The organism is Pseudoclavibacter sp. RFBG4, from assembly GCF_002931515.1.
GTDB lineage: Bacteria > Actinomycetota > Actinomycetes > Actinomycetales > Microbacteriaceae > Pseudoclavibacter.
Map to the genome: position 1 here is coordinate 75,561 of NZ_PSYC01000028.1, position 19,590 is coordinate 95,150.

Here is a 19,590-nt window from a genome sequence, read left to right on the forward strand (position 1 = left end):
TCTCGGGATGCGGGTCTTGGGATGCCGGCCCTGTGCGGCTCGTTCCGGCGCGAGACTACGCGCTCGTGCCCGGGAATCCTCCGGAGTCGCCCGAGCTCGAGAGCTGCTCCGGTTTCGGCAACGGCTCCGGGGCCAACACCGGCAGCGACACCGGCTCCGGGGCTGGCACCGGCACGATGCCGTAGTCGAACTCGCCGAGGTAGCGGAACACGTCCCCGAGCAGCGGCGCCCGCAGGCGCACGTCGACGCACTGGCGCCCGTCATCGTCCGGATGCGCGCGCTCGTCGAGCGTCATGGTCACGATGCGCGGCAGCGGGATGCGCAGGTGCCGGATGCGTGACACGGTGCCCGCCCCGCGCACCCCGCGCACCCCGTGAACCCGGCGCACCCAGGGCACCCAGCGCATCGGCAGGCGCGGCACGCGGAGCCGGAGCGCGAGCCGCGTCGATCGCATCCGCAGACCGCCCTCTTCGACGGACAGGTCGAGCTCGACCTCGAGCCCGCGACGCCTGCCGAGCCGGTCGACGAGGCGCGGCCGCGCTCCCGGGCTGCGGATGACGCTCATGGTGTCCTCCATCACGCGGGTGACGCGTGAGAACTCGAACTCCCGTCGCGCGGAGAGCGCCTCGGCCCCCTCCGGCCGGTTGACCACGGTGAACGGCACGTCGCGGCCGCGCTCAGGGAAGAGGATGTGGCGCCAAGCAAGCCAGGCGAGCACCGGGCGCAGCAGCCGGTACCGGGAACCGGCCCAGGCGTAGACGCCTCGCCCGCGGCCCTCATGCCCGGCCGGGATCGGCCCGAAGTAGCGCTGGAGCTGGGCGTCGAGGCGCGCGAAGTCGTCACCGAGCACAGCCTCGGAGACGGACAGCGGCCCCACAGCCCGCGGCTCGTCGCCAGGCCCGTCGCCGGCCCCGACGCCAGGCTCGGGCTCGGGCTCGGCCTCGGCCTCGGCCTCGACCTTGGGTACGCCAGCGCGTTCCAGCTCGCGCTTCGTCCCGCGCTTTACCCCGCGCTCCGCCGCGCCCTCTCCCCCGCCCATCAGGCCCTCACATCGGAGGCCAGCGCGAGGAGCTCGCGCAGCGGGGCCCGCACGACGGGAATCCGCGTGAGCGGCAACGTCATCCGCAGCAGGTTGAGCGCGCGGTCCAGGATGCGGCTCGTGCGCTCGCGCCCGGGCGAGGAGTCGTAGACCCAGAGCAGCGCGAGCAGCAGGTGGCTCAGCACGAGCGCCTGCGGCAGGCCAGCCCTGAACTCGTCGGGAAGCGGCGACTTCGCCCCCTCGACGGCGCGTTCGAAGAGCCCCCGGATCACCGCGAGCGCCGGCGCCGATTCCTCGGAGAGCGGGTTGATGGGCGAGCGCGGCGACACCGAGGCCGCGAGGAACTCCGGGGCGTGCGAGTGGTAGGGCTCGAGCTGCTCGAGTCCCGTGCGGTAGACGACGGCGAGGCGATCGACGAGGTCGCGCACCCCCTCGAGCTGTGGTTCCGCTGCGGCGGCGTGCCCGAGCTGGACGTCGAGGTACAGCTCCTGCACGAGGTGGTTCTTGGTGGCGAAGTGGTAGTTGGTGGTGCCCACCGAGACTCCGGCCTCGTCGGCGATGCGCCGCACCGTCGTGGCGTCGTACCCGCGCTCGCGGAAGGACCGGAGTGCGATGTCTCGGATGAGGGCGCGGGTCCGCTCGCGCTTCGTGGGTGCCGCTCCCGGTTCGATCATCTCGCCGCTCTCAGAACTGAACATGTTCAGAAAGTACTACACTCGGCCTCATGGAACCGCAGAACCACGCCGAGCAGAACCTCCCCGAGCAGAACCGCCTCCAGCAGTCATCCGCCGAGCAGTCCCCCGCCGCCAGGCGACGCCGCCTCGTCATCGCCGGGGCAAGCGGCTTCGTGGGCCGAGCCCTCGCCGCCGATTTCGAGCGCAACGGCTGGGAGATCACGCGCATCGGCAGGCACGAGTCGGTGCGCTGGGACGACCCCGCAGCGATCCAGCGGACCATCGAAGGCGCCGAGGTGCTCATCAACCTCGCCGGCAAGTCCGTGAACTGCCGCTACACCGATGCCAACAGGAACGAGATCCTCCGCTCGCGGGTCGAGACGACGAGTGCGCTGCGGGCTGCCGTCGAGACCGCAGCCACCCCTCCGCGCGTCTGGTTCAACGCTTCGACGGCCACCATCTACCGTCATGCCACCGACCGGCCGAACACGGAGTCGACCGGCGAGCTGGGGCAGGGCTTCTCCGTCGACGTCGCCCGCAGCTGGGAGCACGCGTTCTTCGAGGGCGAGCTGCCCGGCACCCGCCGGGTCGCGCTGCGCATGGCGATCGTGCTCGGCGACGGCCCCGCCGCCAGCAAGCTCTTCACGCTTGCCCGCATCGGCCTCGGCGGGCCCAACATCGACGGCTGGGCACCGAACCACCGTCGCTACCGGGGCATCGGCAGCGCGCCGAGCGGCGACGGACGCGCCCCGCAGTACCGCACGCGAGGCCGCCAGAAGTTCAGCTGGGTGCACGTCGACGACGTCGTCGGGGCCGTCCGCTTCCTCCTCGACCGAGCGGAGCTCGACGGCGTCGTAAACGTGTCCAGCCCGAACCCGAGCGACAACCGCACCCTCATGGCCGGCATCCGCCGCGCGGTGCGGGCCCCCTTCGGCATGCCGTCCTGGCGGTGGATGCTCGAGCCCGCGATGGCCGTGCTGCGCACCGAGCCCGAGCTCATCCTGAAGAGCCGGTGGGTGCTGCCCGAGCGCCTCACGGAGGCCGGCTACCACTTTGTGCACCCCGAACTCAACCCCACACTGCGGCAGGTCGCCCGGGAGCTAGGCTGAGCGGCACCCCACCCCCACCCACCTCGGCAGGTTCGGAGAACGCTCCCCTCGATGACGCACGCCACCGCACGCCCCGCGCACCTCGCGGATTTCCTCGCGTCCGAGAACACCGCCGCTTGCGCGGACAACCGCCCCATCGGGCTCGCCATCGGCAACTGCCAGGCAGAATCGCTCCGTCTCGCGCTCGGTGACGACGTTCGCTTCGTGCGCACGCCGCCGGTGCACGAGCTCGAGGCCGCCGACCTCCCGCACCTCGAGGCCTGGCTCGGCCGCGCGAGCTTCCTCGTCTCCCAGCCCGTGCGCGACGACTACCGCGGGCTGCCCGTCGGCACACGACAGCTCGCAGCACAGCTGCCGAGCGGCGCGCGCGTGGCCCTGTTCCCCGTCATCCGCTTCGCTGGCCTCTACCCCTTCCAGGCGATCATCCGCCCACCGTCCGACACCTCGCTCGTGCCACCCCTCGTGCCCTACCACGACCTCCGCATCCTGGCTGAGGCGGCGGGGGTGGATGCGCTCCCCGAGTCCGCCTCGCCGGTCGCCGTCGCGGCCGTCGCGGCCGAGTCGATCGCCCAGCTGCGCACCCGTGAGGAGCACCACGGCACCGTGGCGGTCTCCGAGCTCTTCCGGCACCCCACGTTCGCGCAAGCGCGCACGATCAACCACCCCGGCAACCCCATCTGGCTCGAGACCGCGAGCCGCGTGCGTGATCGCCTCGGCCTCCCGGAGGTGGCCATCACCCTCGACCGCGAGATCCTGAGCTCCATCCACGCACCCCGAGAGCAGTCGGTCATCGACGCATGGGGGCTCGAGGACGTCGCGACCGAGTCGTGGACCGTCGACGGCCAGGCGATCCCGACCGACCGCATCCGCGATGCCCACCTCGCCTGGTACCGGGAGCACCCGGACGCCGTCGCGGCGGGGCTCGCCAGGCACGGGGCGACGATGGAAGCGCTGAGGGCGGCGTGAGCACAACGCCCCTCCTCCTCCACCGCGACGACGAGACCCACGGCGTCGACCAGTACGCGCGCGCCGTGGCGACGGCCGTCGCGAAGCTCGACTCCGCGGTCACGTACCGCAGCGCGCACGGGCTCGACTCGTCGCAGCTCGCGCACGTCCACTTCACCGACCGCCTCTGGGGCAGCACCCCCGAGCGCGCCGCCGAGCGCTTCGAGCGCCTCGCTTCGCGAGGACCGGTGAGCGTCACCCTCCACGACGTCCCACAGCACTCCGACGGTGAACGCGGCTTCCCCCGCCGCACCGACTGCTACCGCCGGGTCGTGGAGGCCGCGGCCGGCACCGTCTGCAACAGCGCCCACGAGCAGCGACTCCTCGAGCTCGCCCTCGGCCGCCGCGTGGAGGTGCACGTCGTGCCGCTCCCGGCGCAGCCACCGCAGCCCCGCCCCGCCGGCTGGCAGCCGAGCGACGAGATCGCCGTGCTCGGCTTCTACTACCCGGGCAAGGGGCACCTCGAGGTCGTCGAGGCGGTCGCCACCATCCCGGCCTCGGATCGTCCGCGCGTCGTGGCCCTCGGATGCGCGTCCGCCGGGCACGAGCAGGAGCTCGTCGACCTCGGCAGGTACGCGGCCGAGCTGGGCGTCGAGTTCACGAGCACCGGGTTCCTCTCCCCCGAGGAGCGCCTCGCGCGCAGCCGCGCCGTCGCCGTGCCGATCATCGCGCACCAGCACGTGTCGGCCTCCGGCTCCCTCACCGATTGGCTGTCCGCGGGTCGCAGGCCGCTCACGGTCGACTCCGACTACTTCCGCGAGATGGACACCATCCGGCCGAAGACCATGCTCCTCGTCCGGGAAGGCCGGCTCGCCGAGGCGCTGCGAAGTGCGCTCCGAGAGCCCGAGTCGACGTGGCTCGACGAGACCACGTCGACCTCCCCGAGCATCGAGGAGATCGCCCGCGCCTACCTCAGCTGGTGGGCGGCGCTGTGAGTTCTCGTGCGTCCGAGCTGCCCCCGTTCGGCCGCCCGGTCCCCGGCAACCGCTGGGACCTCGCCCTCGCTGAAGGCAACATCGGCGGTGCCGCTGGCACTGACGCAGGTGCCGGAGGGCCCGCACCGCGAAGCGTCTCGGTCATCGTCGTGCACTTCGAACAGCAGGCGGAGCTCGACCGCACCCTCGCCGCCCTCGCGCGGCAGACGCATCCGAGCGAGCAGCTCGAGCTCATCGTCGTCGATGACGGATCGCGAGAGGCGCCACGTGTGCCAGCGGGGGTGCGCCTCCTCGTCCAGGAAGACCTCGGCTTCCGGGCCGGTGCCGCGAGGAACCTCGGCGCGCGCGCCGCGACGGGCGACGTGCTGTGCTTCCTCGACGCCGACACCGCACCGGAGCCCGAGTACGTATCGCGGATGGCGGCGCTCCCGTCCCTTCTCCCGGAGGCGGTTGTCGCGGGCCACCGCAAGCACGCGGACTTCGCCGGCGCCGGCGTCGACGCCGAAGCTGCGATCGAGGCCGCCGGGCCCGAGCACGAACTCGAGGAACCCGCCTGGCTCGCCGATGCCTACCGTGATTCGCGCATGCTGCTCGATGCCGACGACCGCTCCTACCGGTTCGTCATCGGCGCCGTCTTCTCGTGCACCCGCTGGTTCTTCGACCAGACGGGTGGCTTCGACGAGGACTTCCTCGGCTACGGCGGCGAAGACTGGGAGTGGGCCCACCGAGCCTGGCTCGCCGGGGCGGTGCTCGCGTACGAGCCGGCCGCTGTGGCGTGGCACGACGGCCCGGACTGGGCGGGAAGGACCGCCGCCGACGCTGATAGCCAGGTGCACAAGAACAACGAGACCCTGCTGCTGTCGCGGAAGATCGGCGTCGACGGCTCTCGACCCCGCGCACTCCGCACGGCGGCCCCCGACGTCATCGCCGTGCTGGCCGCTGCGCCGAGCGCAGGTGCCGCCTTCGTCTGCGTCGACAGCCTCCTCGAGCACCTCCCCCACGCGAGCGTCGTCGTCCCGGACGAGCACCACCGGGTCTTCGGTTCGGACACGAGGGTGGTCCCGGCCTCGCGCGCGCTCCCCCGCGGGCGAGTCCGCATCGAGATCGATGCCGCCGTGCGTTTCGGCCGACCGGAAGCAAGCGCCCTCCAGCGCGCAGTGTCCGAGGTCGGCATCTCGGATCTCGGGGCAGTCCGCCTCAGCGAGCACGTCGTCGTGAGGTCGGAACGCGCGCTGCGCCGAACGGAGCGCTGGGGCGCGGCCGCCGCGTGGCGCACCGAGCAGAGGCCCGACCCGACGGTCCAGGTGCTGCCCACAGCCGTCAGCGTCGCCGCACACCTCGGCGGATGGCTCTCCCTCGACTGAATGCCGCGCACGTGAATGCCGCGCACGTGAATGCTGCACACGTGAATGCTGCACAAGAGCGACGTGGGCGCGGAATTCTCGAAACTAGGGAAAAATAGCAAGGTCGCCCTAACCCCAGGCGCCTCGCGGCTCAGTTCCCGCGCATCCGAAGCACGTCGACCGCACCAAGCAGGAGGCCACGCGTGGCAGCAGCGCAGACGACCGGGCCAAGGCGCCTCATCGTGCAGACCGCGATGAGCGTGCGGCGCTGGCTCGCCCCAGCGACCGCCCTCTTCGTGTCGCACCAGCTCTGCGAGGTGGCGGTGCCGGTCGTGGTGGGCCTCGTCATCGACCGCGGCATCGTCGACCGAGACGTGCCCCAGCTCGCGGTGTGGGTCGCGGTTCTCGTCGCCGTCTTCGTGCTGCTGGCCTGGTCGTACCGGACCGGCGTCTATTTCCTCGTGAACGGCATCCAGCGAGCACACCACGAGCTGCGGATGCGGGTGAGCGAGCGCAGCCTCGACCCCCGCGGATTCGGCGACCGGCAGCGCCCCACGGGTGAGCTGCTCGGCGTCGGCGGGTCCGATGTGCAGCGGGTCGCGTTCGGCGGTCTCCTCTTCGTGCATCCCGTCGCCGAGCTCGCCGCCGTCATCGCCGCCGGCGTCGTGCTCATCAGCATCGCCTGGCCGCTCGGGGTGGCCGTGATCCTCGGCGGCCCCCTCTTCCTCCTGCTGCTCGACCGCTTCGGCAGGCACCTGCGCACGCGGGCCGAAGACCAGCAGCGGCTCACCGCCGACTCCGCGTCGCTCGCCGCCAACGCCATCGCCGGGTTCCGCACCCTCACCGCGCTCGGGGCGACGGGGCGCGCCGCCCGCAGCTACGCGGAAGCGAGCCAGCGGGCGCGCGTCGCGGCGATCGCCACGAGACGGGCGGAAGCGTGGTTCGTGGGTGTCTCGAGCACCGCGACGGGGGCCTTCGTCGTCGCGGTCGGCCTCATCGCCGCGGCCCTCGCCGCCCAGGGCAGCATCACGGTCGGGCAGCTCATCACCGTCGTCGGCGTCGTCCAGGTCGTCATGGGCCCGATGGAAGCGCTCGCCGTCAACGTGGGCGCCGTGTGGGCGCGATCCGGGGCCTCCGCGAAGCGCGTGCTCTCCCTGCTCCAGGCCCCCTACGCGCGGGAGCCGCGAGAAGGCGAAGGACCAGCCGTCGACCCGAGGGCGGAGACCTCAGGCGGCGCGTCGGCCCGCGAACACCCGACCCCAGCGCGCCCGACCCCCGCACTCGCGGTCTCCGGCCTGACCGGCGAGCACCTCCGCGAGGTGAGCTTCACGGTCGAGCGGGGCGAGATCATCGGCGTCGTCGCTGACGCCCACGACGCCGCCGAGCTCGTCGGGCTGCTCGGCGGGCGCATCCACCCACCCCTCGGCACCATCACGGTCGACGGGCTCCCGCTCGCGGAGGTCGACGCCGACCGCCTCCACGAGCTCGTGACCGCGGCGCCCCACGCCGCCCACACCGTTCCGGGCACCGTCGCGGCGAACGTCGTCGGCGTGACCGGCGTCGCCGGCGCGCGACGATCGCCCGACGACGCGCTCGCGGCCGCCGCGTTCGAGGACGTGCTCGAGCAGCTGCCGAACGGCATCCGCACCCCACTCGACGGTGCGGGGCGCACCCTCTCCGGCGGCCAGCGCCAGCGGCTCGCCCTCGCCAGGGCCCTCGCCGCCCCGGCCCCCGTCCTCGTGCTGCACGAGCCGACCGGATCCATCGACGCCGTCACCGAGCAGCACATCGGCGAGCGGATGCGCACGGCCACGGCCCAGCGCGCGACCGTCGTGGTCTGCTCCAACCCGCAGCTCCTCGTCAGGGCCGACCGCGTGCTCGTGCTCCGCGACGGCAGCATCGCTGCAGAGGGAACTCACGAAGAGCTGATGTCGACGGACCTCCACTACGCGGAGGCGGTCGCATGACCGGCGTGCACTCGTCGGCCAAGCCCGCGACGCTGCCGATCGCGAGCGGCAAGCGCGCAGCCAGGCTCGCCTGGCATCTGCTCACCCTTCGCCCGTGGATGCTCGTGCTCTCGATCGCCCTGCTCGGGGCCGCCGCGGGCGCAGCGCTGCTCGTGCCCACGGGGCTGGGGCGTCTCGTCGACGCCGTCACGGGCGTCGACCACAGCCTCCTCGACGTCGCGCTCCTGCTCGTCGCAGGGATCGCGGGCAGCGCGGCACTCGGCGCCCTCGGCTCGATGGCGCTCGCCGCGGTCCTCGAGACGGCGCTCGCCCGCCTCCGCGAGGACTTCGTCGCCGCCGCGCTCTCCCTGCCGCCCGTCCTCGTCGACGAGATCGCCGACGGCGAGCTCGTCTCCCGGGCCACCGACGACGTCGACACCGTCGGCGAGGTGACCACGGGCGCCGTGCCCGCCGTCGTCTCGGCGGGGCTCGCGGTCGTCGCGACGGGCATCGGCCTCGCCGTCCTCAACCCCCTGTTCCTGCTCGCCATGCTCACCGTCGTGCCCGTGCACGCCTTCGCCCTGTGGCGCTACCTGCGGAAGGCGCCACGCCTCTACGCCGCCGAGCGGGTCGCCGTCGCGGCGCGCTCCCGCGAGATGGTCTCCGCCATCCAGGCCCTCCCGACCGTGCACGCCTTCGGGTGGGGCAAGGCCATCACCGAGCGCATCCGCACGCGCTCCTGGAACGTGCTGCGCTGGTCGCTGCGCACCCGCATCGTGCAGAGCCGCTTCGGGTTCCGCATGAACATGGCTGAGGCCGTTGGCCTGGCATCGGTCCTCCTCGTCGGCGCCTGGCTCGCCTTCAGCGGTTCGGCGACGATCGGTGAGGTCACGACCGCGGCGCTCCTCTTCCAAGCCCTCTTCGGGCCCTTCATCGCGCTGCTCATGCTCGTCGACGACCTGCAGTCGGCGGGCGCCTCGCTCGCCCGCGTCGCGGGCGTCATCCAGCTCGCTCCGGCACCGGCCGGGCTCTCCGCGCCCGCCTCCGCCGCAGGGGCCGCGATCGCGGCCGCCGTCGCCGGGGAGCCAGCCACCCCCGACGTGGAGTTGCGCGGTGTCGTCGCCGCATACCCCGGCCGCCCGGCGGTCCTCTGGATCGACGAGCTGCGCATCCCGGCAGGCCAGCGCGTCGCGATCGTCGGCTCGTCCGGCGCAGGCAAGAGCACCCTCGCGCGCGTGCTGATGGGGCTCCTCGACGTGCGCGAAGGGCGTGTCGACGTCGCCGGTCTCGACCCGGCGCTCATGGAGGAGAACGAGCGGGCGCGACGGGTCGTGATGGTGAGCCAGGACGTGCACGTCTTCTCGGGAACCCTCCGCCACAACCTCCTCATGGCGCGAGAGAACGCAAGTGACGCGGAGCTGCGCGAAGCCCTCGAATCGGTCGCGGGTCCACGATGGCGGCACACGTTCGCCGACGGCCTCGAGACGCTCATCGGCGAGGGCAACGCGGAGCTCACGGCCACGGATGCGCACCGGCTCGCCCTCGCTCGTGCGCTCGTGACCCGAGCCCCCATCGTCATCCTCGACGAGGCGACGGCCGACGCCGACACGACCGACGCACGCGCCCTCGAGGCCGCGGCCCGGCGAGCCCTCGCGGGGCGGACGGTCGTCACCGTCGCCCACCACCTGACGCAGGCGAGCAGCGCCGAACGGGTGCTCGTCATGGAGCACGGTCGCATCGTGGAGGACGGAACGCACGTCGAGCTGCTCGATTCCGAGGGCCCCTACCGCGAACTGTGGGCCGCCTGGTCGTCGCACCGATCCCGAGCGCCCCTCGAGCAGCGGGCTGAGCCCAGCAGCACGACCGACACCGAGAGGCACCGACCATGAGTGAAGCGCTTGACCGGCTCGAGATCCAAGAGCTCCTGCATCGCTATAGCCTCGCCGTCGACGACCGGAGATGGGACCTGTGGGAGACGCTCTTCACCGGCGACGCCGTCATCGACTTCCGGGGCTCCTTCTGGGCGGAGAACCCCCAGGGTTGGGGCCTCCACTCCCCTGCCGAGCTCAGGCAGATCCTCACCGACTCCTCCGGCCCAGACCGGATCACGGGGCAGCACCTCGTGCTCAACTCCATCATCGACCTGGGCGACGACACGGCCACTGCCCACAGCGAGTTCCTCGCCATCACCGTCCGCCGCACCGCAGATCCCGCCACCTGGCACGGCGGCGTCGCCGCGAAGGTCTCCACGGGCGGAAGCTATGACGACGAGTTCGTGCGCGAGGGAAGCCGGTGGCGCATCCGCCGACGCGCCTCACGCATCCGCTGGCAGAGCACCGAGCAGATCACCCTCCCGGAGAACCGACGCTGACGCGTGCGCCGCACCGAACGGCCCCAGCCCCATGGGTCTGGCCCGCTACGCTCGAGGGCATGAGCGCCGCCGACCGCAAGACCCTCCGCGAAAGATGGACCTCCGCGGAGCTCTCGTCGCTGCGCACCCAGCTCTCGCGCCTCTCGAGCGTCGTGCCCGGGCCGCATCGGCTCACCCCCAGCTGGCACGATGCGTCCGCCGGCACCACGGATCTCCGCGAGCTGCAGGCCGGCAGTCTCGGCATCGCCATCGCGCACCTCGAGCTCTCGAACGTCGACGCCAGCGGACTCGTCGGCGGACTCAGCATCAGCAAAAGCACCCTCGCGCACTGCCACTTCGACGGCGCCAAGCTGACGGCGCACACCCGTCTCGAGGGGGCACTGCGGGCCTGCGCATTCACGGGCGCGAGCATCCCGCAGGCCTCCATCGGGCCGGAGGTCTCCGACTGCACGTTCCGCGACGCGAAGCTGCGACGCCTCCGCGCCATCCCCGGCACGATCTTCTCGAACTGCGCATTCGATGGCGCCGAGCTCTCCGGCGCCGAGTTCACGAACACGCGGTTCATCGACTGCAGCTTCACCGGAGCCAAGTTCAACGCAGCCACGACGTTCCGCGGATGCACGTTCGTCGGCGAGGCACCGAAGTTCGGCAAAGCGACCGAGAGCGGCACGACGATCGAGCCGCTCGCCGGCTGACCCCGGCGACCACGCCGTGCAGGCACGCCCGGCCAGGGCTCGGGAGCTCTGAGTCATAGCAAAGTCATACAGACGGGCTCGGGATGAAGAGCCGTTCACCCGCCCGGCTTCCCATTATGCAAGCAACCGCGGCCCCGCAGACGAGCGTCGGTGAAGCTCGCGTCGCGGACGAGCTGGAACACCCGGGGCACACCCGGAGAGCTCGGCGTCGCCCCCGACCCGCGCTTCTCAGGTTCCCGCTTGCCTCGCTTCCTAGCGTCGACCGCATGTCAACCTCAGCGAATGCCGCTCTGCTCATCCTCCGTATCGCGCTCGGCGCGACCATGCTGCTCCACGGAGTCCAGAAGCTCACGACCACGGGAATCGGCGGGGTCCAAGAGATGCTCGGTGGCCTCGGCGTCCCGCTCGCCGACGTGGCCGGCGTCGCCCTCCCCTTCGTGGAGATCGGCGCGGGGGCGCTGCTCATCGCGGGCCTCTTTACTCGCGTCGCCGCAGCCCTGCTCGCGATCGTCTCGCTCGGAGCCATGTTCACGGTGCACTTCACGGCCGGCTTCTTCGCGCAGGACGGCGGCTACGAGTTCGTGCTCGTGCTGGCGCTTCTCGGCATCGCCCTTGTCCTCACGGGAGGCGGACGGTGGGCCGTCGACGCCCTCCTTCGTCGACCGCGCAGCGCTCGCACCGCCAGCACTGAGCGCCACGCAGTCGCCCAGACGGCGTAATAGCTAGCCTGGCTAGCAAAAATCTGGCGGGTCGATAGCCCCAGAAGCCGAAGACACGATACGGTCCAATCCACCGGCTTCCCCTGCTCCGAATCCTTCGTACACGGGCGAGACAGCCCGGCGCGCGAAAGGCGGCTGCAGTGCTGGAATCCTCGACTCCCCTCCTCGTGGGCCGAGACGTCATCGGAGCCCCCGGCGGGTACCGCAACGTCACCGACCTGCTCGCCCGACGTGCCGAGATCGCCCCGGACCACGCGGCGTTCGAGGTGCCGAGCGACCCCACCGACCCGAGTGCTCCGTGGCGCAACGTGTCGACGAGCGAGTTCACGGAGACCGTGCGAGCCGTCGCCAAGGGGCTGCTCGCCATCGGCGTGCGCCCCGGCGACGCGATCGCCATCATGGCGCCCACCCGCTACGAGTGGGCCGTCGCAGACCTCGCCGTGTGGTTCGCCGGCGGCGTCGTCGTGCCGATCTACGAGACCTCGGCACCCACCCAGGTCTCGGCCATCATCCACGACGCCAAGGTGGTGCTCGCGGTCGGCGGCAGCGCCCACCACGTCGGACTGCTCACGACACCGCTCGATGCGCGCGGATCCGACGCGCTCGGCGTCTGGTCGATGGATACGGCCGACGGCCCCGGCGAGCATCGCGACCTCGAGCGCCTCGCCGCCCTCGGGCTCGGCGTCGCCGACGAGGCGCTCGAGGAGCGCCGCCTGCTCGCCACCCCCGACTCCCCCGCGACGATCGTCTACACCTCCGGCACCACGGGAGAGCCCAAGGGGGCCGTGCTCACGCACGAGAACTTCCTCGGCCAGGTCCTCAACATCGCAGCTGCCTACGGCGAGGTCGTGCATCCCGCGGGCAACACCATCATCTTCCTGCCCCTCGCCCACGTGCTCGCCCGCGGACTGCAGCTCATCTGCCTCGCGAGCGGCATGCGCATCGCCCACCTCGCCGACCCGACCGCCGTCGTCGGCACCCTCGGGCAGCTGAAGCCGACGTTCCTCGTCGTCGTGCCCCGCGTCCTGCAGAAGATCCAGGCCGCAGCCGGTGCCAAGGCCGCCGCGAGCGGGCTCGCCAAGGTCTGGGCGTCGGCGCAGAGCACCGCCGTCCAGTGGGGTGAGTTCCGCGAGACGGCAGCTCCGGCAGCACGCGCCCCGCTTGGCCTTCGCATCCGGCACCGCCTCTTCGACTCGGTCTTCTACCGCCGACTGCGGCAGGTCATGGGCGGCCGCGTCACCCACATCCTCTCCGGCGGCGCCACTCTCGACGCCGAGCTCTCCCTCTTCTTCGGCGGCATCGGCGTGCCCGTCATCGAGGGCTACGGCCTCACCGAGACGACGGCACCCCTGACCGGCAACCTCCCAAGCGACATCCGCTCGGGAACGGTCGGTCGGCCGCTGCCCGGCTCCACGGTTCGCATCAGCGACGACGGGGAGATCCTGGCCCGCGGGATCGGCGTCTTCAGCGGCTACCGGAACCCCGATCACAACCAGGACGCGTTCGTCGACGGCTTCTTCCGCACCGGCGACCTCGGCCGCCTCGACGAGCAGGGCCGGGTTGTCCTCGAGGGACGCCTGAAGGACGTCATCGTCACCTCGAACGGCAAGACCATCGTCCCCATGCGGTGGGAGTCCTCCGTCGAGTCGGACTCCCTCGTCTCGCACGCCGTCATGATCGGCGAGGGACGCAACTACCTCTCGGCGCTCATCATCCTCGACCCAGTGGCACTCGCCGAGTTCTCCGCCGAGGTCGCGGCGAGCGCCCACCCGAGGCCAGAGCAGCACGAGCTCCTGACGGTCGTGGATGCGAAGGCGCGCGAGCACGTCCAGCGCGCCGTCGACCGCGCCAACGAGCTCGTTGCCCGCAGCGAGCAGGTGCGACGCTTCACGCTCATCGCGACGGACCTCGACGATCCGACCTTCGTGACGCCGACGCTGAAGCTCAAGCGCGCAGCGGTGCTGCAGCGCAGCACGGACGTCGTCGACGCCCTCTACTCTTCCTGATCACCCCATTCCCCCTGGCGCACGGCGCCTCGAGAGGCAGCAGCATGACGAGCGACATCACCCCAGGCGGCACGAGCACCGCGGGGAGCAAGAACCGGGCGACGATCATCACGATCGCCATCGCCCTGCTGATCGGGGCGCTCGTCGCGCTCGCCGGCAGCCAGGGCGGGGCGGAGCTCGCCGGATTCCCCCTCTACGCGTGGGCCGTCGCGGCCGCGTTCCTCATCCAGGTGCTCGTCTACCTGCCCTCGGCGGCGGCGAAGACCGAGCGGTTCTTCGACCTCACGGGAAGCGCGACGTTCATCGTCGTCACCATCGGCCTGCTCATCGCGGCACCGGCACCGGATGCTCGCTCCTGGATCCTCGGAGCCATGGTCATCCTGTGGGCCCTGCGGCTCGGCTCGTTCCTCTTCGCGCGCATCCACCGCTCGGGGTCGGACGATCGCTTCGACGACATCAAGGGCGACAAGCTGCGCTTCCTGCGGGTCTGGATCATGCAGGGACTCTGGGTGAGCCTCACGGCGGCCGCGGCGTGGATCGCGATCGCCGGGGGCACCGCGGAGCGCGAGCCCATCGGCTGGCTCGGCATCGTCGGCATCGTCATCTGGGTGGCCGGGTTCGTCATCGAGGTCGTCGCCGACCTGCAGAAGAACGCGTTCAAGGCCGACCCGGCGAACAAGGGTCGATTCATCCGCACGGGCCTCTGGTCGCGTTCGCGCCACCCCAACTACTTCGGCGAGATCCTGCTCTGGGTCGGCGTCGCCATCGTCGCCGTCCCCGTCCTGGTCGGCTGGCAATGGATCGCGCTCATCTCGCCGGTCTTCGTCGTGCTGCTGCTCTCGAAGGTCAGCGGAGTGCCGCTGCTCGAGGCCAAGGCCGACAAGAAGTGGGGCGGCGACGCCGACTACGAGGAGTACAAGGCGAAGACGCCCGTGCTCCTGCTGAAGCTCACGCGCCCCTGACCCCGGCCGGGGCGCGTGAGCCCCGAGCTACTGGAAGGCGGGTACGACGTGCTCGATGAACAGCTCGAGCGAGCGCTTCTTCTGCTCGTGGGAGAGGGAGTTGTCGCTCCAGAAGCTGAACTCGTCGACCCCGAGCGACTCGTACTCGCGCAGGCGGGCGATGACCTCGTCCGGCGTGCCGATCATGGCGGTCTTGTGCAGTGACTCGGGCGTGAACTCCGGCCGCTCCGAGAACTTCGCCTCCGGGCTCGGCTCGAGGAACCCGTCGACGGGGTCGGTCTTGTTTCCGAACCAGGCGTCGAAGGTGCGGTAGAACTTGTTGACTCCCTCGGCGGCCGGTCGCCAGCCGTCTGGGTCGCTCTCCTCGTGCACGTAGGTGTGGCGCAGCACCATGATCTCGGGGCGTGCGACCTCTGGATGGTTCGACACTGCTGTCTCGAACTTGGTCACGAGGTCGGCGACCTCTTCGTCGCCCTTCATGAGCGGCGTCACCATGACGTTGCAGCCGTTGGCGACCGCGAAGTCGTGCGTGTCTGGGTCGCGGGCCGCGACCCACATCGGCGGAGTCGGCTGCTGCACGGGCTTCGGGACGCTCGTGGAGACGGGGAACTGCCAGACCTCGCCGTCGTGGGCGTAGTCGCCCTGCCAGAGCTCGCGCACGGCGGGGATCAGCTCGCGCAGGTGCTTGCCGCCCTCCTTGCCTGGCATGCCGCCCGCGAGGCGGTCGAACTCGAACTGGTACGCGCCGCGCGCCAGTCCGACCTCGGCGCGCCCGCCGCTGATGACGTCGAGCAGGGCCATCTCTCCGGCAACCCTGAGCGGGTTCCAGAAGGGGGCGATGATCGTGCCGGCGCCGAGCCGGATCTTCGTGGTGACCGCGGCGAGGTACGCGAGCTGCGGCATGGGGCTCGGGGAGATCGTGTACTCCATCGAGTGGTGCTCGCCGATCCACACGGTGCTGAAGCCGGCCTTCTCGGCCAGGAGCGTGAGCTCGACGAGCTCGGCGAAGAGCTGCTCGGTGCTGACGGAGTCGTCCCAGCGCTCCATGTGGATGAACAGAGAGAAACGCATTGTCGTGTCCTTTCGAGAGTGGAGGTGCTGCTGCCGTCAGCGGCGGGCGGCGCGTTCCGCGATGGTGGTGTTCCCGCGAGACCAGTGCTCGTGCTCGATCTCGCGGATGACGACCGTGATGTTCTCGGGTGCGGCGCCCACGGTCTCCTCGGCGACGCGGTGCACGCCGTCGATGAGGGCCCTGAGCTGCTCCGGGGTGCGCCCCTTGGCGATGGAGATGTCGATGAGTGGCATGCGCCCCTACCCCCGCATCACGAACGGGTCGGCGACGGGCGATTCGTCGGTGTTGATCCACACGCTCTTGAGGCGCGTGTACTCGTGCATGGACTCGATGCCGTGCTCGATGCCGACGCCGGAGTTCTTGAAGCCCTGCCTCGGCGACATGGGCGACATGGCGCGGTAGGTGTTGACCCAGATGGTGCCTGCGTCGAGGCGACGCGAGAGGCGATGGGCGCGGGCGAGGTTCTGCGTCCACACGCCGGCCGCGAGGCCGAACTCGGTGTCGTTGGCCAGCCCGACGACCTCGTCCTCCGTGTCGAAGGGCATGATCGCGGCGACGGGCCCGAAGATCTCCTCGCGGACGACGCGCATGCTGTTGGTGACGTCGGTCAGCACGGTGGGCTCGAAGTAGTAGCCGGGGAGCTGCACGTCGGGGCGGCCGCCTCCGGCGTAGAGGGTCGCGCCCTCGTCGACGCCGATGCCGACATACGATCTGACCTTCTCGAGCTGGTCGCTGAAGGCGAGCGGGCCGAGTTCGGTCGCATCGTCGAGCGGGTCGCCGATGACGATGGACTTCGCGCGAGCGGAGACGCGCTCGAGCAGCTCGTCGTAGACGGAGAGATGCGCGAAGACGCGGCTCCCGGCGATGCAGGTCTGGCCCGCCGCGGCGTAGATCCCCGCGATGACCCCCATCGCCGCGTTCTCGATGTTCGCGTCGTCGAACACGATGTTCGGGCTCTTCCCGCCCAGCTCGAGCGTGCATCCGATGAAGCGTGCCGCCGCGCTCGCCGCGATGGCCGAGCCCGTGCGCGTCGACCCCGTGAAGGAGATCTTCGCGATGTGGGGGCTCTCGACGAGCGCCGCGCCCGCCTCTGCGCCGAGACCCGTGACGACGTTGACGACGCCGTCGGGGAACCCGGCCTCGCTCGCGAGCTGGGCGAAGCGGAGCACCGTGCGCGAGGTGTACTCGCTCGGCTTGATGACGACGGTGTTGCCGGCTGCCAGCGCAGGCGCGAGCTTCGAGGTCGTGAGCGTCAGCGGGGAGTTCCACGGCGTGATCGCGCCGACCACGCCGAGCGGCTCGTGCTGCGTGTAGTTGAGGATCTGCAGGTTGCTGGTGGGGATCTGCGAGCCCTGGATCTTGTCGGCGAGCCCGCCGTAGTAGTAGAGGTACTCGGGCAGTGACGCGAGCTGGCCGCGCATCTCGCGCAGGAGCTTGCCGTTGTCGAGGCTCTCCAGTCGGGCGAGCTCGTCGGCGTTCTCGGCCACCAGGTCGCCGAGGCGGCGCAGCAGCTTGCCCCGCTGCGTCGCCGTGAGTCCACTCCAGCTCGGCGCCTCGAACGCCCGGCTGGCCGCGGAGACCGCCAGCTCGACGTCGGCGGCGTCGCCCCTCGCCGCCTCGTACAGCACGTCGAGGGTCGCGGGGTTGATGCTCTCGAAGTAGGCGCCGCCGGCGGGATCGCGCCAGCCTCCGTCGATGAAATGTCCGTAGCGGTCAGTCATGGTGTGCTCCTTCGTGGTGCCTGGAGTTGGAGAGTTCCGTGTCTTCGATGTGCTCCGCCAGCTTCGCCGAGAAGACCTCGGGCGCTTCGACGGGAAGCATGTGCCGCACGCCGGCGACGATGTGCGACCGGGCATCCGGGATGGCGGCCGCGAGCCTGCGGCTCATGTCGGGCGTCGAGCCGGGGTCGAGCTCGCCCGTGATGGCGAGGGTCGGGACGGAGATGGAGGACAGATCAGCTTCGATCTGCCGGTCACCCGTCGCGAAGATCTCATAGGCGTGCCCGAACGACTCGACGTCGTTGGCTTCGAGCACGCGCCTCGTCGCGTCGACCGTCTCGGGAGCGACGTCGCTCCCCGAGTACCAGCGTTCGAGCGAGCGCTCGACGGTCGCTGCGAAGTCGGTCTGCGCCGAGGCGAGCCGGGCGAGCACGGCGTCGCGCTCCTGTGGGGTCCGCTTGCAGACGGAGCTGACGCAGACGAGCGACCGGACTCGGTGGTTCGAGTGGCTCGCGATTCGCTGGGCGACGAGCGCCCCGAGCGAGAAGCCCACGAGGTGGACCTGCCCGCTCGGAAGTCGCTCGGCGACATCGGCCGCGAACTCGGCGAGCGACATCGCCCCGCGCAGCCGCGGCTGGGCTCCATGACCCGGCAGGTCGAGGGCGATGGTCGGCCGGTCGAGCAGCTCCTCGACGCGGCCCCACATGGTCCGATCGAGCCCCACCCCGTGCAGCAGCACGATGGGCGTGCGTGTCGGCGTCGAGCTCACGTCGGCGCCCCGCTACAGCTCGGTCGAGAGCGCCGCGAGCCGCTGCTGCGGGCGGCCCTGGGCAGCCCCGGCCAGGGCGACGAGGATCTCGTCCGGGTGGGGCGCATCCGCGATCCGCACCTCGAACGACTGGTGGTGCGACCGGATCGTCGCGTCGGTGAAGTGCTTGAGCGGGATGTCGAAAGCGACGCCGGCCGGCCCGCGCTTCTCGACGGCGGGCAGCAGGGTGCTCGCGTTCGCCGCCTTCCGGAAGTGGTCGCCGAACTTGAGCGTGTGGATGAGCGCCGAGCCGTGCTCGACCTCGCCGTTCAGCCCGATGATCGCGGCCTTCCCGTATGCCTCGAGCGGTGCTCCGAGCGCCTCCATGACTCGGGGCGCGAGCAGCGCTCCGAGCTCGGATGCCACGGCGTCGATGCCGGCGCTCAGGTCCTCGACGAACCCCTGGCCAGCCCATGGGTTCTCGATGATGGCGGCAACAACCGCGGTCCTCGCCGCGGGCGAGACCGTGCGGCCGCCCTCGATGAGCGTCTCGTCGACGATGGTGATGACTCTGCGAACCTTCATGCTGCGATTCCTTTCAGGATGTCGGAGGTGACCTTCACGTCGGTCGTGCGGTCTCCGATCCGGGGGTGAGGGCGGGGGCCGGACGACGCGACCGCGATGACCGCGATCTCGTCGCGGTGAGGCGCATCCGCGAGGTGCACGTCGAGCGACTGGTAGTGGCTGCGCGTTGCCGCGGCGGTCTTGTGCCAGAGCGGCACTCGCAGGTCGCCACCGGCCTCGGCTCTCGTGTCCGAGAAGCAGATGATCGAGGTGCCTTCGAGGAACTCGCGGAGCAGGTTGCCGAAGTAGGGGGTATGGATGAGCGCGCCCGCGTGCTCGATCTCGCCGTCGACGCCGACGACGGCGGCTTTCCCGAACGCTTCGACGTTCGCGGCCCCGCCGAGCGCCTCGAGGAGGCGGTCGCTGAGGAGCTTGGCGACGATGGGGGCGATCTCGGACGTGGCCTCCGTGAGGTCGGCGATGGGCCCTGCCCCGACCCACGGGTTGCAGACGACGGCGACGGCGCTCGCCTGCCGGATCGCGGTCGGGGCGTCGACGCCGCCGTCCGAGATGATGTCCTCGTAGGCAGTCGAGATCTTTCGCACGCCGAGCGCGACGGCGCGCTCGCGCAGCGTCTCGCCGCGACGCTCGGTCGCTGTGGCGGTGGTGGTGGTCATGGTGGCT

At 71.2% G+C, this 19,590-nt stretch carries 19 protein-coding genes; 11 read left to right on the top strand and 8 right to left on the bottom strand.

The genetic code is table 11. The annotated features are described in order from the left end of the window. Positions 1-55: 55 nt before the first annotated feature. Positions 56-1,039, bottom strand: coding sequence for a DUF4166 domain-containing protein (locus tag C5E10_RS10940; protein ID WP_104331659.1), 984 nt, complete (start codon positions 1,037-1,039; stop codon positions 56-58). After that, positions 1,039-1,737, bottom strand: coding sequence for a TetR/AcrR family transcriptional regulator (locus C5E10_RS10945; protein ID WP_104331660.1), 699 nt, complete (start codon positions 1,735-1,737; stop codon positions 1,039-1,041). Before C5E10_RS10945 ends, C5E10_RS10940 begins: the two co-directional genes overlap by 1 nt. Before the next feature lie 26 nt (positions 1,738-1,763). On the opposite strand from C5E10_RS10945, the gene C5E10_RS10950 reads away from it, so the two are divergent. The 11 genes from C5E10_RS10950 (at position 1,764) to C5E10_RS10995 (ending at position 14,804) form a co-directional block, all read left to right on the top strand. Further along, positions 1,764-2,822, top strand: a complete 1,059-nt coding sequence (locus C5E10_RS10950; protein ID WP_104331661.1) for an epimerase — start codon at positions 1,764-1,766, stop codon at positions 2,820-2,822. Positions 2,823-2,873: 51 nt separating this feature from the next. Next, complete coding sequence (locus C5E10_RS10955; protein ID WP_104331662.1) at positions 2,874-3,788, top strand: WcbI family polysaccharide biosynthesis putative acetyltransferase; 915 nt, start codon at positions 2,874-2,876, stop codon at positions 3,786-3,788. After that, positions 3,785-4,762: a hypothetical protein gene (locus tag C5E10_RS19160; protein WP_181062727.1), complete on the top strand. Its 978-nt coding sequence runs from the start codon at positions 3,785-3,787 to the stop codon at positions 4,760-4,762. The genes C5E10_RS10955 and C5E10_RS19160 overlap by 4 nt, the downstream gene beginning before the upstream one ends. Then, positions 4,759-6,126: a glycosyltransferase family 2 protein gene (locus tag C5E10_RS10960; RefSeq protein WP_181062728.1), complete on the top strand. Its 1,368-nt coding sequence runs from the start codon at positions 4,759-4,761 to the stop codon at positions 6,124-6,126. The genes C5E10_RS19160 and C5E10_RS10960 overlap by 4 nt, the downstream gene beginning before the upstream one ends. A 182-nt stretch (positions 6,127-6,308) precedes the next feature. Beyond that, positions 6,309-8,072: an ABC transporter ATP-binding protein gene (locus C5E10_RS10965; RefSeq protein WP_104331664.1), complete on the top strand. Its 1,764-nt coding sequence runs from the start codon at positions 6,309-6,311 to the stop codon at positions 8,070-8,072. Then, on the top strand, positions 8,069-9,940 hold the full coding sequence (locus C5E10_RS10970; protein ID WP_104331665.1) for an ABC transporter ATP-binding protein: 1,872 nt from the start codon (positions 8,069-8,071) through the stop codon (positions 9,938-9,940). Before C5E10_RS10965 ends, C5E10_RS10970 begins: the two co-directional genes overlap by 4 nt. Next, positions 9,937-10,422: a nuclear transport factor 2 family protein gene (locus C5E10_RS10975; protein ID WP_104331666.1), complete on the top strand. Its 486-nt coding sequence runs from the start codon at positions 9,937-9,939 to the stop codon at positions 10,420-10,422. Before C5E10_RS10970 ends, C5E10_RS10975 begins: the two co-directional genes overlap by 4 nt. Positions 10,423-10,481: 59 nt before the next feature. Then, a complete protein-coding gene (locus C5E10_RS10980) occupies positions 10,482-11,117 on the top strand; it encodes a pentapeptide repeat-containing protein (RefSeq protein ID WP_104331667.1) in 636 nt (211 codons plus the stop codon). Between the two features lie 266 nt (positions 11,118-11,383). Beyond that, complete coding sequence (locus C5E10_RS10985; RefSeq protein ID WP_181062729.1) at positions 11,384-11,836, top strand: DoxX family protein; 453 nt, start codon at positions 11,384-11,386, stop codon at positions 11,834-11,836. Positions 11,837-11,976: 140 nt separating this feature from the next. Next, on the top strand, positions 11,977-13,842 hold the full coding sequence (locus C5E10_RS10990) for a long-chain fatty acid--CoA ligase (protein ID WP_104331669.1): 1,866 nt from the start codon (positions 11,977-11,979) through the stop codon (positions 13,840-13,842). 44 nt (positions 13,843-13,886) lie between these two features. Then, positions 13,887-14,804, top strand: a complete 918-nt coding sequence (locus C5E10_RS10995) for a DUF1295 domain-containing protein (protein ID WP_104331670.1) — start codon at positions 13,887-13,889, stop codon at positions 14,802-14,804. Positions 14,805-14,831: 27 nt separating this feature from the next. Here C5E10_RS10995 and C5E10_RS11000 read toward each other — a convergent pair whose 3' ends face one another. Genes C5E10_RS11000 through C5E10_RS11025 form a run of 6 tightly spaced genes read right to left on the bottom strand, consistent with a single transcriptional unit; the run spans position 14,832 to position 19,583 of the window. Further along, entirely contained in the window at positions 14,832-15,875 is a 1,044-nt protein-coding gene (locus C5E10_RS11000; protein ID WP_104331671.1) for an LLM class flavin-dependent oxidoreductase, read from the bottom strand. A 36-nt stretch (positions 15,876-15,911) separates the two neighbouring features. Continuing rightward, entirely contained in the window at positions 15,912-16,109 is a 198-nt protein-coding gene (locus C5E10_RS11005) for a 2-hydroxymuconate tautomerase (RefSeq protein ID WP_104240964.1), read from the bottom strand. A 6-nt stretch (positions 16,110-16,115) separates the two neighbouring features. Beyond that, positions 16,116-17,597, bottom strand: coding sequence for an aldehyde dehydrogenase (locus C5E10_RS11010; RefSeq protein WP_104331672.1), 1,482 nt, complete (start codon positions 17,595-17,597; stop codon positions 16,116-16,118). Next, positions 17,590-18,363: an alpha/beta fold hydrolase gene (locus tag C5E10_RS11015; protein WP_258071094.1), complete on the bottom strand. Its 774-nt coding sequence runs from the start codon at positions 18,361-18,363 to the stop codon at positions 17,590-17,592. The genes C5E10_RS11010 and C5E10_RS11015 overlap by 8 nt, the downstream gene beginning before the upstream one ends. 12 nt (positions 18,364-18,375) lie before the next feature. Further along, positions 18,376-18,927, bottom strand: a complete 552-nt coding sequence (locus C5E10_RS11020; protein ID WP_104240962.1) for an amino acid synthesis family protein — start codon at positions 18,925-18,927, stop codon at positions 18,376-18,378. Next, on the bottom strand, positions 18,924-19,583 hold the full coding sequence (locus tag C5E10_RS11025; RefSeq protein ID WP_104331673.1) for an amino acid synthesis family protein: 660 nt from the start codon (positions 19,581-19,583) through the stop codon (positions 18,924-18,926). Before C5E10_RS11025 ends, C5E10_RS11020 begins: the two co-directional genes overlap by 4 nt. Positions 19,584-19,590: the final 7 nt, after the last annotated feature.